Raw genomic sequence first — 13,288 nt, 5'->3', positions numbered from 1 at the left:
ACGCGACGCTGCTGCGGGCAAACACCTCAAGCTACGCACATCCGGGCGGTGAAACGGTATGGCCCAGACCACTTATGTCCGAGATCATTCCGAAAAGGCCCGGCCCCGCCCTCTGGCCGCACCCGGCCACAGAGTGGTAACGACGAACAACTGTCCGGTCGTTGACACGGTCTAGGCCACCATGAAGATCTCTTTCCTGATCCACAACGCCTACGGAATCGGAGGCACGATCACCACCACGTTCAACCTGGCCGCCGCCCTGGCCGAGCGGCACGACGTGGAGGTCGTCTCCGCCTTACGGCACCGCGAGCACCCCCTCCTCACCCCGGACCCCCGGGTGCGGCTGCGCGCGCTGGTGGATCTGCGCAAGGAGGCGGATCATCCGCTCCACCACAGACCCGCGAGGGTGTTCCCGCCCGCCGAGTACCGCCACCACCAGTACAGCCGCCTGACCGACGAGCGCATCGGCGAACACCTCAAAGGGCTCGACGCCGACGTCGTCATCGGCACCCGCCCGGGCCTCAACGTGCACATCGCCCGCCAGGCCCCCGACCACGTCCTGCGCGTCGGGCAGGAGCACCTCACCCTCGACAACCACTCCCCGCGCCTGCGCACCGCGCTGCGCCGCGCCTACCGCCGACTCGACGTGATCACCACGGTCACCGAGGCGGACGCAGCCGCCTACCGGCGCAAGATGTGGCTGCCCGGCGTCCACGTCGAGGCCCTGCCCAACAGCGTCCCGGACCCCGCACTGCCCCCGGCGGACGGCACCGCCAAGATCGTCATCGCCGCCGGGCGCCTGGTGCCGGTCAAGCGCTACGACCTGCTCGTCGAGGCGTTCGCCCGGGTCGCCGCCGCGCACCCCGACTGGCAGCTGCGCATCTACGGCAAGGGCGAGGAGCAGCCCCGGCTGCGGCAGCTCGTCGAACGGCTCGGTCTGTGGAACAACGTGTTCCTGATGGGGGCCGCCACCCCCATGGAGGCGGAGTGGGTCAAGGCCTCCATCGGCGCGGCCACCTCCGACTTCGAGCCGTTCGGCATGACCATCGTCGAGGCGATGCGCTGCGGGCTGCCCGTCGTCAGCACGGACTGCCCCTACGGCCCCGGCGAGATCATCCAGGACGGCACGGACGGCCGGCTGGTCCCGGCCGGAGACCGCGACGCCCTCGCCTCGGCCCTGCTGGAGCTGGTCGCCGACGACGAACGCCGCCGCCGTATGGGCCGCGCCGCCCTGGAGAACGCCCGCCGCTTCGCCCCCGGCCCGGTCGTCGCCCAGGCCGAGCGCATCCTCGACGACGCCCTCGCGGCCAGGGCGGCGGGCGGACGGGCCGCCGCGCAGGGCCGTGGCGCGCACGGCGCCCTGTCCGGCCGCCGCCACGCCGCCCGCGACGCGGCCCACGCCGCTGCCGCCGGGGCGCTGCGCGCGATACGAGGGGGCCGCCGATGAGCGGGCCGGGGGGAGTGGCTGTGGAGGAAGCGGCTGTGGAGGTGCCGATCGGCACCCCGGAGACGGCCCGCGGCCGACCGCGCGTACCCGGGCGTCGGAGCCCCGGCAGAGGCCCCCGCGCACACCCGAGGGATCCCCGCAGGCCGAGCCGGAAGGGCTGAGCTGACGATGAGCACACACCAGGACACCGCCCCGCGCACCCACTGCGCCGTCGACGCCGAGGGCCGGATCACCTTCCGCCTTCCGCACGGCCCGGCCGCCGGGGCCCGGCTGCTCCTGCGGCTGCGCCCCAAGAAGGGCGAGCCCGAGCGGACCGTACGCCTCCTCGACCTGGAACCGGACCCCGCGGACGGCCGCCTGACCGGCGCGCTGGAACCGCTCCCGGCCCTCGCCGAGGGCCGCTGGGACCTGTACCTCCTCCCGGAACCCGAAGCGGAGCGGCAGCGGCTGCGCCCCGGCCTGCGGGACCTGCGGCTCCTCGTCGACGGGCACCTCGCCGACCGGCCCTCACCGGTCGCCGTACGGATCCCGTACGTCACCCAGGACGGCTTCCTGGCACTGCGGGCCTGGCTGCGCCCCGCCCACGCCGAGACCCACGCCGTCGTCCTCACGGACCGCGCGCTGACCGTCATCGCCCGCCTGCACGGCGCGGAGCTGCGCGAGGACGCCACCGTACGGCTGCGCCTGCGGGGCACCGACACCGCCCGGGAGCTCCGCCCCGTGATCGACGACGATCACAAGGGCTTCACGTTCACCGCGGGCCCCGGCGACCTGGCGGGTGCGGGCGGGGGAGCGGGCCGGGTCTGGGACGCCTTCGTCCGGCCCGCAGCGGGCGCGGCACCGGTGCGGATCGGCCGACTGCTCGACGACGTGGCGGACCGCAAGCACGTCCACGTCCTCCCGGCGCTCACCGCGGACGGATCCACCCTGCGCCCCTACTACACCGTCGACAACGACCTCGCGATCGAGGAGGCACAGGCCGATTCCCCGACATGCCCGAAATGAAAAGCGACGGAGTCGCGGACGGGTATTCCGGTGGCGCGCCGCGAATGCGATGTGTGGGTTCTGTGTAAAGCGACGGTGATTACAAGCCGGAGTCCCGCCCGCAACACCCCCAAATCGGAAGGGGACTTGCGGCAAAAACCAAACTGAAGTACCTAGATGAATCATGAACCTGTTCAACCGCGTCGTGTCGCCCCGCCGACAGGCGCCGTCCGTCCCCCCACAGCACCCCGGCGCGCCGGCTTCCCCCACAGCCATGCCGGCGGACCCCCACCTGGCACATCTCACCGGTGAATGGGTGGTCGACCCCGCGCACAGCAGGATCGGCTTCTCCGTCCGGCACGCGATGGTGACGACCGTGCGCGGTTGTTTCCTGGAGTACGAAAGCCGGCTCTACTTCGATGCCCAGGACCCCAGACGGTCACGGGCCGACATCACTCTGTTCACCTCCAGCGTCGACACCGGGGTGGAACAGCGCGACGCCCATCTGGTGGGGCGTGACTTCCTGGACGCCGCCACCTATCCGCGTATGCGGTTCGCCAGCACCGCGGTGGAACACGTGGACGCCGACCTGTTTCGTATGTCGGGGGAATTGACCATCAAAGGCGTGTCCCGTCCGGTCGTTCTGGACATGACGTACATCGGTTACGTCACCGACCCCTTCGGCTACGACCGGGTCGGCTTCGACGGCACCACCACCATCAACCGCTCGGACTGGGGCCTGACGTACAACAGCAGGCTCGCCGAGGGCGGGGCGATGGTGAGCGAGAAGGTGCGGCTGCAGCTCGACATCGCCGCGATCCGCACCCCGCCCTCGGCCGGCTGACGGCCCCGGGCCTTCCGGAGCACCCCTCTACGGCGCGGTGGCGGCCCCGGCGACGATCCGGAACGTCGCCGGGCCCGGCGTGATCACCCCGTCGCTGAGCGGCGTGCACCGCACCCCGCCCCGGCCGCGCAGGGCCCGCTGCGCGCCGGGGCCGACGGTGACGTCCATCCAGGCGCAGGGGCGGGCGGGGCGGTTCACCGAGAACAGCACGGGCCCGGTGCCGGAGTCGAGGGAGACGGTCGCCCCCACGCAGGCGTCGATGTCGACGCGGCGGAGCAGGATGTTGCGGCGGGTGTGCCGCAGGTCCGCGCCCGCCGGGAGGCCCTCGACGGCCATCATCGTGACCGCCGCGTTCCGGTGGGCGGGCCGGGCGCAGTAGCGGTCGCCGACCAGCCCCAGACCGCTGCGGACCTCCACCCGGGCCACGCGCTCGTCGGACGGGCCGGCGGCGGGCCCGTCGGCAGGCCGCCCGGCCAGGCGGTGCGCGGGCGAGACCAGCAGCTGCAGCACCTCCACCTCACTCATGGCGGCCACCCTACGGCCCGGTGCCGACGGGGAGGGAGGACCCAGGTGACGCCGGGCCGCAGGCGCTCACCCCTGCCGCCGCCCGGCCTCGCCCTCCTGCGCGGGCGCCCGCGCCTCGGCGGACTCACCCGCCGTCAGGTGCTCCAGCACCTCGACCAGCTCCTGGCACGCGTGCTCCACCGAGCGCCGGGTGTTGATCTGCTCGGTGATCACCGCCGACAGGATCAGGGCCGTGAGTGCCATCGCGCCGTTGAAGGCCTGCAGCTTGATCATCACCTCCACCCTGGTCAGCCGCTCGAACGGCCCCACCCGGTCGGTCGCCGCCACCGTCGCCAGGACCGAGGCGAACAGGGCGCACACCATGCTGCCCGCCAGCTGGAAGCGCAGCGCCGCCCAGATCAGCAGGGGATAGACGAGGAACATCACACTGACCGGACTGCGCGCGGCCAGCGGTACGAGACAGCAGGCGATGACCGCGAGACCCGTGGCCTCCTTCCAGCGCGACAGGGGCAGCGGGCGGCGGATGCGGGCCAGCAGGAGCACGACCGGCGTGACGATCAGCACGCCCATCGCGTCTCCCACCCACCAGGCGAGCCACACGGCCCAGAAGCCCGGCCCGTCCACCCGGTCCGTCACGAGCAGCAGCCCGGCACCCGTGGCCGAGCTGATCAGCATGGCGGTGAACGCGCCCAGGAACACCAGGGCGAGACCGTCCCGCATGCGCGCGAGATCGGTACGGAACCCGGCCCGGCGCAGCAGCAGGTACCCGGCGACCGGTGCCACCGTGTTGCCGGCCAGGACGCCCAGCGCCGACGGGCTGAGCGAGGTGAGCGACAGGATGACGAGGAGGGCGCCCAGCGCGATCCCCGGCCAGCAGCCCAGCCCGCACAGCAGCAGGAAGGCGACCGCGATGCCGGTGGGGGGCCAGATGGGGGTGACGACCGCGCCCGAGACCACCAGTTCCCGCATCAGGCCCAACTGCGCGGAGACGTAGTAGCAGGCGGCGACGGCCAGCGTCCGCAGAACGAGGACGGCCGGCGTACGCAGATCCTGGCAACCCACCACAGCAGCCATGAGACACCGGGCCCACCGCGACGGCGAGGTGGGAGCCGCGCCCTGCGGCCCTATGGCTGAGGCCCCGTGGCCGTCGGCCGTCGGGGTGACGGCGCGGCGTTACGCCGGGGGTGGGGCCTCCGGTCCGTCCAGCCCGACCACCAGGACGGCGGCGTCGTCGTCGTGCCCCACCCGCTCGGCGCCCTTGATCACGGCCGCCGCGAGCGCGTCCACGTCCATGCCCGCCACCGCCGCGACGCCCGCCAGCCGCACCACCTGGTCCAGGCCCTCCTCCAGCGGCATCGACGGCCCCTCCACGACCCCGTCCGTCAGCAGGACGAACACACCGCCCGTGGTGAGCTCGTACCGGGTCACCGGGTACGGCGTCCCGGCCAGGACCCCGAGGGGCGGACCGCCCTCGCCCTCGGCGAGCCCCGACTTCCCGTCCGCCGTGGCCCAGACGCAGGGCAGATGACCCGCCCGCGCGCTCTCCAACACCCCCGCGCACGGGTCGAGCCGCATGAACGTGCAGGTGGCGAACAGGTCGGAGCCCAGGGACAGCAGCAGGTCGTTGGTCCGGGCCAGGACCTCGCCCGGCTCCCCGGTGACCGAGGCCAGCGCCCGCAGTCCGGCCCGCACCTGCCCCATGAAGGCGGCGGCCTCGATGTTGTGCCCCTGGACGTCACCGATGGACAGCGCGATCCGGCCGTCGCCCAGCGTGAACGCGTCGTACCAGTCGCCGCCCACGTTCAGGCCCTGGGTGGCGGGGGCGTAGCGCACGGCCAGGTGCAGCCGCCCGGCCAGCGGCAGGTCCCGCGGGAGCATGCCGCGCTGCAGCGCGATGGCCAGCTCGACCCGGGACCGCTGCATCTCGGCCTGCGCGCGCGCCTGGGCCGTCAGGGCTCCGAGCCTGCTGAGCAACTCGTCGCCGTCGTCGGTCGTGCCGGTGCGGGACATGGATCACTCCGGCGGGGATGGCCACGGTCGGTGACGCTCCCCGAAGGTATATCACCTGATTTCAGTCCATAGGATGATACGCAGCGGAAGCGTCCGGTGCCGATTCGTGTCCCCGGCCGACCGCCGCCAGCACGAACGTGACGCTGATCAGCAGCGCCCACGCCCCGAACTTCTCCACCCCGACCGGTTCCCATCCGTCCTGCTGATGCGGGTAGCGCCACGCCCCGGCCAGCGTGGCCAGGTTCTCCGCCACCCACAGGAAGAACCCGATCAGCACGAAGGACACCGCGAGCGGCATCCGCCGGCGCACCCCCCGCACCGTGAACCGCACCGACGTCCCCGCGGTGACCGCCACGAGCAGCCCGGCCAGCAGCCAGCGCACATCGGGCAGCCAGTGATGGCTGAAGAAGTTGACGTAGACGCCCGCGGCCACCGCGGCCGTCGCCCGCGGGCGGTAGCGCACCAGTCCCAGGTCGAACAGATGCCAGGCCCGGCACACGTAGCTGCCCACGGCCGCGTACAGGAACCCTCCGTACAGCGGCACCCCGGCGAACTTCAGCAGGGCCGGCTCCGGGTAGCTCCACGAACCGAGCGACACCTTCACCAGCTCGAACGCCAGCCCGATGACGTGACAGGCCGCGATCACGGCGACGTCCCGCCCGCTCTCCCAGCCGCGCGCCCAGAACACCAGCGTGAGCAGCACCCCGTACACGACGAGCAGGTCGTAGCGCGCCACGGGAAGCCCGGGCAGCAGGGCCGACACGGCCACCCCGGACAGCAGGGCGACGGCGAACGCGCAGGCGCGCGTCTGCGTCCACGCGAAGTCGAGCAACTCCCGCACCGGGGCGGACCGGAGGCCCGTGGGACTGGAAGGGACCATGGTGCCCTGTAGGACGACCCGGTGCCCCTACCGGTTGCAGCGGTCCTCCGGCACGGCCCGGGCGCCGGCCGTGTCACCGCGGGCCTCGGCCACGGCCTGCCGCAGCAGCAGGGACAGCCGCCGATCGGCGTCCGGCGCGGCGCACAGCACCCGCAGCGCGTGCTCCAGCCGGCGGCGGCCCGGCCCGCGCCACCACAGCAGATCGCCGACGCGGCCCGCGAGGCCGTCCGCGCGGGCGTGGGCCAGCCGTGCGGCGCGCCGGCGGCAGGCCCGGCCGTGCCGCGCCGGCCGGCGAGCCCCGGGCCGCGCCAGCAGGGCCGCGTCGGTCACCAGGGCGACGAGCGACGGCGCGTAGTCCCGCCCCTCGGGACGGGCGTCGGCGAGCTCGGCGGCCAGCGGCCACAGGTCCCCGCGGGCGCGGTCGCCGACACTGTCGTTGACCGCACGGGCCAGAGCGGCGAGCGCCGGATGCGTGCCGGGGGGACTGTCCGTGAAGCGGCCACCGGCCAGCAGGGCCGCCGTCTCCATCAGGCAGGCCCCGTCGTCCGGATGCAGATGGGCGAAACGCGCGGGCGAGGGAACGCCGTCCGGTACGCCGGCAGAGGGCGGCCGGGGCGGCCGGCTCGCGGAGAAGGCAGTCATGAACGGCCTCCGGCTGGCCTTCACACGCCGGTGACGGCGTGCAGGAACAGATAGATCGCCGCGGCCGGGATCCCGGCGCCGGGAAACGTCAGAGCCCAGGCCGTGACGATGGAACGTGCCACCTGCCAGCGTACGGCCGAGGCCCGCCGGGTGGCACCGGCACCGAGGATCGCCGCGGTGATCGTCTGCGTGGTGGAGATCGGCGCCTTGATCAGGAACGCGGTCGCGTACAGGACGGTCGCGGCGGCGGTCTCGGCGGCGAATCCGCGCGGCGGGTCCAGATGCACGATGCGCCGCCCGAGGGTGGTGATGATGCGCCGCCCGCCGCTGTAGGTGCCCGCGGCCATCGCGAGGGCCACGGCGACGATCACCCACACCGGCACCGAGAAGCCCTCCTGCCATCCGGCCGTCACCAGGGCCAGCACGATGACGCCCATCGTCTTCTGGGCGTCCTGCAGCCCGTGGCCCAGCCCCATCGCCGCCGCCGACACCGTCTGCGCCATCCGGAACCGCCGCGTGGCGGGCCGCGGCGCGGCCCGCCGGAACAGCCACAGGATGCCCACGTGCAGCGTGTACCCGAGCGCCACCCCGACCAGCGGGGACAGCAGCATCGGCAGCACGACCTTGTCCAGGATCCCGGACCAGTGGACCGTCGCCGACGCGGCCAGCGCGGCACCGACCAGACCGCCGATCAGCGCGTGCGAGGACGACGTCGGCAGCCCCCGCCACCAGGTGAACACGTTCCACCCGATGGCCCCGAGCAGCGCGCACAGGACCAGCAGCAGCCCCGAGATCTCCTCGGGCGCCCCGATGATGCCGCTGCCGACCGTCTCGGCGACGCCCGTCCCCAGGAAGGCGCCGCAGAAGTTCATCACCGCGGCCATGACCAGCGCCACGCGCGGTGTCAGGGCCCGGGTGGAGATCGAGGTGGCGATCGCGTTGGCGGCGTCGTGGAAGCCGTTGGTGAAGTCGAACGTCAGTCCCACGATGATGATCAGCACCACCAGGGTGAGTTCCACGACCGATCACCTCCCGCCGTGCGCCGCAGGTCTCCATCCTGCGCCAGCCCGCCCGGAGCCGACCGCGCGACTAGGCCACGCGGGGCGGGCGGGCCCCGCGCCGGGAGGCCGCGGGCCGACGAGAAGCGAACGCCCCGCTTTACGGTGTCACGGTGCGATCTGTTCCTAAATGGGTCCTTCTGACGTCGGGGTGCGCGCCCGTCGTCCTCATCCTGGGCTGGCTGGTCGCGGCGTCGCTCCACGGGACCGCCTACGACGCGGCCGCCCAGACGATCAGCGTCCTGGCGGCCCCCGGCGGCTCGGGCTACTGGGTGATGACGGCCGCCTTCGTCGTGCTCGGCCTGTGCCATCTGCTGACCGCCTGGGGCCTGCGCCCCGCCGCGACCGCCGGACGGGTGAGCCTGGCGGCCGGGGGAGTGGCGGCACTGGCCGTAGCCGTGTTCCCCGCACCGAGCAGCGGAGGCTCCCTCACCCACGGCGGGGTGGCCGCGGTGGGCTTCGCCGTCCTCGCCGCCTGGCCCCTCCTCGCCGCCCGGACCGGCCCCGCCGTGCCGTGGGCCCTGCGTCCCCTCCCCGCCCTCGGGGCGACCGCCCTGATGGCCGCGGGTGCGGCCTGGTTCATGCTGGAGCTCCACTTCCAGGGCGTCCCCGGGGTGGCCGAACGCGCGGTGACCACCGTCCAGTCCGTCTGGCCCTTCGTGGTCGCCCTGTCCTGTCTGCGCGCCACCGCCCGCGAACGGCAGCCCACCGGGCTGGTACGCCGTTAGTGCGTGTTCCGTACGCGATGCGTACGCCGCACGATACGGTTGCGGACCAGGAGGTACTCCATGTCCGAGCTGTTCGACGCGGTCGACGCACTGGTCGCTTCCCGCTCGCCCCTGCCGCCGCCCGCGGAGCGCAAACGCCTGCGCCAGGCCCACGGTCTGACGCTCGACGAGATCGCCACCGCCCTGAAGGTCCGGCGCGCGACGCTGAGCGGCTGGGAGGCCGGCAAGACCGAACCCCGGCCGCCGGAACGCGACGCCTACGCCCGCCTCCTGAAGCAGCTCGCCCGGCTGTACCCGCCCGACCCGCAGCCCACCGGTCCCGAACCGGCGGTGCCGGAGGCAGCTCCCGCCCCCGCCGCCCCCGCCGCCCCGACCGACGCCCCCACCACCCCGACCGCCGTATCCGAACCGGAACCCCCGGCGCAGGCGGTGAGCCACCCGCGGCGGACCGTCCGCCCCGCCCGGACCTCCGACGCGAGCCCGCCGGCACCGCGCCCGCGGACACCCCCGGAGCCGACCGGTGGCGACCCCCGCTTCGCGAACGGCCCGCTGCTGGTCCTGGACGCGGACCCCGAAGGCCGCGTGACCGGCTACGGTGTCGGCGGCCTGGTCCTGGACGTACCCGCCAAGTCACTGCCCGCCCTGGTCGAATGGACGCTGCGGGACGCGCGGCTGGGCGCCCCGAGGCTGCACCCGTGCGGCCAGGACGCCGACCCGCTGCTCGTGCTCACCGAGGCGGCGTGCGAGCGCTACGGCCTCCCGCCGCACCTGCCGGAGCCGGAGCGGCTGGCCGGACGGCTCCCGCAGGACCACAAGGTGCTGAAGCAGCTCGACCGGGCGGACTGGCGGCTGACCCGGCGCGGCTTCGGGCCGTGGGCGCGCATCTACCGTCCGGCCCAGGGCAGGACCCGGCAGTGCGTGCAGCTGTGCATCCCCTCCTGGAACGCGCTCGACCCCCGCACCTGGGGCGACGCCGCCCGGCTCGAACCCGCCGGGCTGGCCCGGGTGCTGGGCACGTACGCGGCCCGGGTGACGACCCCGCGCGGCTCGACGGCCGTCACCGGCCTGGAGCTGATGACCGCGCTGAACCCGCCCACCCGTGCGGGCGAGCCGGACGAGTCGGGCCGGCGGCACCGGGAACACCGCCCCGGCTCCCTCGGCGAGCACCCCGTCGACTGCGCCCCCTGCGAGGCACCCGACGGGCACCCCCTCCTCGCCCACCTGCCCCGCTTCCACCAGCGCGGCCCCGCCGAGATGCTCCTGGAGGAGGCCTACGACTGGGCGCGGGAGTTGACCGACGCCGAGTGCATGCGCCGTTACCTGGTCGGCATCGACGTCAACCTCGCCTTCGGAGCGGCCGCCAACGGCGCGGTCGTCGGCCTCGCCTCACCCCCCGTGCACGTCACCGCCCCGGCCTTCGACCCGGCGCTGCCGGGATCGTGGCTGGTCGACCTCTCCCACGTCGACCTCTCCCGCGTCCGGCTCGGGGACCGCTGGCGGGAGCTGCGGGGCGACCTGCTGCCGAGCCCGTTCACCCCGACCGGCGAACGCCCCACGGGCCCGGCCTGGTACGCGACCCCCACGGTGGCCTACGCGGTGGAGCTCGGCTACGACGTCGCACCCCGGGAGGCCTGGATCCGCGAGGACAAGGGCAGGTACCTGGACGGCTGGTACAAGCGGCTGCGCGACGCCTACGTCCGCACCATGGGCGACCTGGGCGTCGCCGACAAGCTGCCGCCCGCGGACTTCCTCGACGCGATGGCCGGCCACCGGCAGCGCGACCCGGAGATGGCGATGGTCCTGGACGCCGTCAAGTCCACCGTGAAGGGCGGCATCGGCAAACTGCGGGAACGGGCACGCGGCGGCGGCTGGAAGCCCGGCCAGGCGTGGCCGGCGCTGTCCCGCCCGACCTGGCGACCCGACGTGCGCGCCGCCGTCATCTCCCGGGCACGCACCAACATGCACCGCAAGATGCTCAACCTGGCCGCGGAGGCGGGGCGTTACCCGGTGGCGGTGCTCTCGGACTGCGCCGTCTACGCCGCCGACGGGCCGTCACCGCTGCACGTCCTGCCGTACGACGAGGCCGGCAGGACGGTCCCCGGGTCGTTCCGCATCGGCGTGTCGCCGGGCATGGTCAAGCACGAGGGCACCCAGAGCACCCTGTGGGCCGAGGAGATGCGCGAGAAGCACGGTGAGACCCTGAACCTCGCCCGCTACATCAAGACCGGCGACGTCACCGCCGGCGACGACGAGGAATAAGGGAGCCGCCGATGGACAGGGTCGGGGACAGCCTCGACGCCGCACTGGAGAAGGCGTTCACCCGCCCGATCCCGAGCGGTGCGGGTGCCCGGATGCGTTTCCTGGTACGGCAGTTGAAGGGCACCGGACCGGTGGCGCGGCTGCTCGGCGTGTCACGCCGCACGGTCGAGCGGTACGTCAAGGACCAGATCAGGCATCCCCGGCCGGAGCTGGCCCGCCGCCTGGAACGCGAGGTCACCAAGCGGTGGCAGCCGCGCGTCAGGGCGAGGGCCAGGCAGACGGCCGCCACCTCGGCCGGCCTGGTGATCGACACCCGCGCCCGCTTCGGCTACACGGCGGCCCCGGGCACGACCGACGACGCCCGGCTGCGCCACCTGACGGTGGCGCTGCCCCCCGAGTACGCGGCCCGGCTGTTCGAGGCCAGGGAGGCGGGCCGCAGTGAACGGCACCTGCGCGACATCGCGGCGGAGGGACTGCAGGAGATCTACTTCAGGGACCGCGGCCGTCGCGCCCAAGGGCTGCTGGTGGAGTTCACCGACGTCGAGTACCTCGATTTCGACCTGTGAGGGGGAGCGCGTGCGGGTGGGCTCGACGGAGACACGGCTGATCGTGCTGCGCGGCAACAGCGCGACGGGCAAGTCCTCCGTCGCGGCGGGCATCCGCGCGAGGTTCGGCCGGGGCGTGGCCGTCGTCGCGCAGGACAACCTGCGCCGCGTCGTGCTGCGGGAACGTGACCGGCCGGGGGCGGCGAACATCGGCCTGATCGACCTGACGGCCCGTTACGCGCTGGATGCCGGCTACCACGTCGTCGTGGAGGGCATCCTGTACGCCGACCGCTACGGCGAGATGCTCACCCGCCTGCGCACGGACCACCGCGGCCCGACCCACGCCTACTACCTGCACGTCCCGTGGGAAGAGACCCTCGCCCGCCACGCCACCAAGCCGATCGCGCAGGAGGTGACCGAGGCCCAGCTGCGCGAGTGGTACCGCGAACTCGACCTCCTGCCCGGCGGTTCGGAGACGGTCGTCCACCCCGGCAGCGCCCTGGACGAGACGGTGGACCGCATCATGGCGGAGACCGGCCTGTCCGCCCTTCCCGCACGGGAGGACTGACAGGGCCGGTCGCGCGCCGGCGTCGGGGTCAGTGCGTCGGTGCCCTGCGGGCCGCCGCCGCCCCGAAGTAGTCGCCGCCCTTGCGCTTGACGTCGTCGGTGCCCCAAGCCTGTTCGCCCCCGGCGCCCGCACCGCTCGCCCCGTCCGCGTTCCGCCGTGTCTGCGCCGGTGCCCTGACGAGTCTGGGTATGTGCTTCGAGCAGTGGATGTACGCCTCCTCGACCTCGACCTCCACCCACATCTGCGGGCGGCGGCCGGGTACCGCGTCGACGGGCAGACCCGGGTGACTCAGGCGCATGGCGGGGTCGGTGACCAGCCGGGCCCGGCCGTTGACGTGCAGGCCGATCCGGTCCGTGGAGAAGTCGATCATGAGAAGGCCGACGTGCGGATTCTCCCGGATGTTCCCGAGGGAGGCCATGACCCCGTTGCCCCGGTACTCCGGGTACGCGAGCGTCGTGTCGTCGAGCACGCGGAGGAAGCCGGGCGGCCCGGCCCGGAAGGTGTTGTCGCACTCGCCGTGGCGGTCGGCGGTGGCCAGGAAGAACATCTCCTGGCGGCCGACGAACTCACGCATCCTCGGGTTGAGCCGGTCCAGCACCTGCTCGTCGTAGAACCGGTCGGCCCGGTCGGCGGTCCCCAGCTCGCGCTGGATCTCGTGTTCTCCGTGGCTTCCGGGGCGGTCGGCACGCTGATCGTGGTGCAACGGTCCTCCTGACGGGCATCGGCGGGGCGGCAGTGGCCCGATCCGCGGGGAAACGGACGCTCGCGCCTGGGGGGACGGCGCCGCTGATGCCGGTC

At 73.7% G+C, this 13,288-nt stretch carries 14 protein-coding genes; 7 read left to right on the top strand and 7 right to left on the bottom strand.

From position 1 onward, the window contains the following. The first annotated feature begins 181 nt into the window (after nt 1-181). The 3 genes from ABZY20_RS31655 to ABZY20_RS31645 all read left to right on the top strand — a co-directional run bounded on the left by ABZY20_RS31655 (nt 182) and on the right by ABZY20_RS31645 (nt 3,275). Nucleotides 182-1,447 (top strand): glycosyltransferase family 4 protein, encoded by a 1,266-nt coding sequence (locus ABZY20_RS31655; RefSeq protein ID WP_356446019.1) that lies wholly within the window; start codon nt 182-184, stop codon nt 1,445-1,447. Between the two features lie 168 nt (nt 1,448-1,615). Next, nucleotides 1,616-2,452, top strand: a complete 837-nt coding sequence (locus ABZY20_RS31650) for a transferase (protein ID WP_356446017.1) — start codon at nt 1,616-1,618, stop codon at nt 2,450-2,452. Nucleotides 2,453-2,615: 163 nt separating this feature from the next. Continuing rightward, on the top strand, nt 2,616-3,275 hold the full coding sequence (locus tag ABZY20_RS31645) for a YceI family protein (RefSeq protein WP_356446015.1): 660 nt from the start codon (nt 2,616-2,618) through the stop codon (nt 3,273-3,275). 27 nt (nt 3,276-3,302) lie between these two features. Here the strand turns inward: ABZY20_RS31645 and ABZY20_RS31640 are convergent, their stop codons facing one another. The 6 genes from ABZY20_RS31640 to ABZY20_RS31615 form a co-directional block, all read right to left on the bottom strand. Beyond that, nucleotides 3,303-3,800, bottom strand: a complete 498-nt coding sequence (locus ABZY20_RS31640; RefSeq protein ID WP_356446013.1) for a molybdenum cofactor biosysynthesis protein — start codon at nt 3,798-3,800, stop codon at nt 3,303-3,305. A gap of 66 nt (nt 3,801-3,866) precedes the next feature. Further along, nucleotides 3,867-4,874 (bottom strand): MASE1 domain-containing protein, encoded by a 1,008-nt coding sequence (locus ABZY20_RS31635; RefSeq protein WP_356446011.1) that lies wholly within the window; start codon nt 4,872-4,874, stop codon nt 3,867-3,869. A 99-nt stretch (nt 4,875-4,973) separates the two neighbouring features. After that, a complete protein-coding gene (locus tag ABZY20_RS31630; RefSeq protein ID WP_356446009.1) occupies nt 4,974-5,810 on the bottom strand; it encodes a PP2C family protein-serine/threonine phosphatase in 837 nt (278 codons plus the stop codon). Nucleotides 5,811-5,871: 61 nt separating this feature from the next. Then, nucleotides 5,872-6,690 carry a DUF817 domain-containing protein gene (locus ABZY20_RS31625; protein ID WP_356446007.1) on the bottom strand — a complete coding sequence of 273 codons (819 nt, stop codon included), beginning with the start codon at nt 6,688-6,690 and terminating at the stop codon, nt 5,872-5,874. A 27-nt stretch (nt 6,691-6,717) separates the two neighbouring features. After that, nucleotides 6,718-7,332 (bottom strand): hypothetical protein, encoded by a 615-nt coding sequence (locus tag ABZY20_RS31620; RefSeq protein WP_356446005.1) that lies wholly within the window; start codon nt 7,330-7,332, stop codon nt 6,718-6,720. Between the two features lie 20 nt (nt 7,333-7,352). Continuing rightward, on the bottom strand, nt 7,353-8,351 hold the full coding sequence (locus ABZY20_RS31615) for an inorganic phosphate transporter (protein WP_356446003.1): 999 nt from the start codon (nt 8,349-8,351) through the stop codon (nt 7,353-7,355). A gap of 152 nt (nt 8,352-8,503) precedes the next feature. Between ABZY20_RS31615 and ABZY20_RS31610 the strand changes: the two genes are divergently transcribed. From ABZY20_RS31610 to ABZY20_RS31595, 4 genes are read left to right on the top strand one after another with little or no spacing between them, the layout of a single operon-like run. After that, the gene (locus ABZY20_RS31610) at nt 8,504-9,118 is read left to right on the top strand and encodes a DUF998 domain-containing protein (RefSeq protein WP_356446001.1); all 615 of its coding nucleotides are present in this window, start codon (nt 8,504-8,506) and stop codon (nt 9,116-9,118) included. 60 nt (nt 9,119-9,178) lie between these two features. Then, nucleotides 9,179-11,377 carry a helix-turn-helix transcriptional regulator gene (locus ABZY20_RS31605; RefSeq protein WP_356445999.1) on the top strand — a complete coding sequence of 733 codons (2,199 nt, stop codon included), beginning with the start codon at nt 9,179-9,181 and terminating at the stop codon, nt 11,375-11,377. Between the two features lie 11 nt (nt 11,378-11,388). Further along, nucleotides 11,389-11,943, top strand: a complete 555-nt coding sequence (locus ABZY20_RS31600) for an XRE family transcriptional regulator (protein ID WP_356445997.1) — start codon at nt 11,389-11,391, stop codon at nt 11,941-11,943. A gap of 16 nt (nt 11,944-11,959) precedes the next feature. After that, nucleotides 11,960-12,490 (top strand): AAA family ATPase, encoded by a 531-nt coding sequence (locus tag ABZY20_RS31595; RefSeq protein WP_356445995.1) that lies wholly within the window; start codon nt 11,960-11,962, stop codon nt 12,488-12,490. 28 nt (nt 12,491-12,518) lie between these two features. Here ABZY20_RS31595 and ABZY20_RS31590 read toward each other — a convergent pair whose 3' ends face one another. Next, on the bottom strand, nt 12,519-13,193 hold the full coding sequence (locus ABZY20_RS31590; RefSeq protein ID WP_356445994.1) for a pyridoxamine 5'-phosphate oxidase family protein: 675 nt from the start codon (nt 13,191-13,193) through the stop codon (nt 12,519-12,521). Between the last annotated feature and the right edge of the window lie 95 nt (nt 13,194-13,288).

This window comes from Streptomyces sp. NPDC006624 (assembly GCF_040611555.1).
Taxonomy (GTDB): domain Bacteria; phylum Actinomycetota; class Actinomycetes; order Streptomycetales; family Streptomycetaceae; genus Streptomyces.
Note: the sequence above shows the minus strand (reverse complement) of the source record. Positions and strands in the feature narration are given on the sequence as shown.

What these genes read in the sequence shown, in the direction of transcription:
- ABZY20_RS31655 (WP_356446019.1), top strand. Translation starts at nt 182, where the DNA reads ATGAAGATCTCTTTCCTGATCCACAACGCCTACGGAATCGGAGGCACG.
- ABZY20_RS31650 (WP_356446017.1), top strand. Translation starts at nt 1,616, where the DNA reads ATGAGCACACACCAGGACACCGCCCCGCGCACCCACTGCGCCGTCGAC.
- ABZY20_RS31645 (WP_356446015.1), top strand. Translation starts at nt 2,616, where the DNA reads ATGAACCTGTTCAACCGCGTCGTGTCGCCCCGCCGACAGGCGCCGTCC.
- ABZY20_RS31640 (WP_356446013.1), bottom strand. Translation starts at nt 3,800, where the DNA reads ATGAGTGAGGTGGAGGTGCTGCAGCTGCTGGTCTCGCCCGCGCACCGC.
- ABZY20_RS31635 (WP_356446011.1), bottom strand. Translation starts at nt 4,874, where the DNA reads ATGGCTGCTGTGGTGGGTTGCCAGGATCTGCGTACGCCGGCCGTCCTC.
- ABZY20_RS31630 (WP_356446009.1), bottom strand. Translation starts at nt 5,810, where the DNA reads ATGTCCCGCACCGGCACGACCGACGACGGCGACGAGTTGCTCAGCAGG.
- ABZY20_RS31625 (WP_356446007.1), bottom strand. Translation starts at nt 6,690, where the DNA reads ATGGTCCCTTCCAGTCCCACGGGCCTCCGGTCCGCCCCGGTGCGGGAG.
- ABZY20_RS31620 (WP_356446005.1), bottom strand. Translation starts at nt 7,332, where the DNA reads ATGACTGCCTTCTCCGCGAGCCGGCCGCCCCGGCCGCCCTCTGCCGGC.
- ABZY20_RS31605 (WP_356445999.1), top strand. Translation starts at nt 9,179, where the DNA reads ATGTCCGAGCTGTTCGACGCGGTCGACGCACTGGTCGCTTCCCGCTCG.
- ABZY20_RS31600 (WP_356445997.1), top strand. Translation starts at nt 11,389, where the DNA reads ATGGACAGGGTCGGGGACAGCCTCGACGCCGCACTGGAGAAGGCGTTC.